Annotated in this window: 1 protein-coding gene; it reads left to right on the top strand. The window is 63.5% G+C overall.

Features of this window, described 5'->3' with window-relative positions; translation table 11 throughout:
• Positions 1–244 (top strand): 50S ribosomal protein L17 (gene rplQ / locus KM800_RS15310; RefSeq protein WP_217813845.1); only part of this gene is annotated, 244 nt, incomplete at both ends.

The following is a 244-nucleotide window of genomic DNA, read 5'->3' as shown; positions in this document are numbered from 1 at the left end:
CAAGGAACTGCGCCGCGTGATCGAGCCCATGATCACCCTGGCCAAGGAAGACTCTGTCGCCAACCGCCGCCTGGCATTCAACCGTCTGCGTGACCGCGACAGTGTGACCAAGCTGTTCAACGATCTGGGCCCCCGTTTCAAGGTGCGTCCTGGCGGCTACACCCGCATCCTGAAGATGGGCTTCCGCGTGGGCGACAATGCGCCCATGGCCCTGGTCGAGCTGGTCGATCGCGCTGCAGAAACC

The sequence above is a fragment of the Clostridium tyrobutyricum genome, assembly GCF_019144085.1.
Classification (GTDB): Bacteria; Bacillota; Clostridia; order Clostridiales; family Clostridiaceae; genus Clostridium_B; species Clostridium_B tyrobutyricum_A.
The sequence above is the reverse complement of the archived record's forward strand: the minus strand, read 5'-3'. Positions and strand labels throughout refer to the sequence as shown.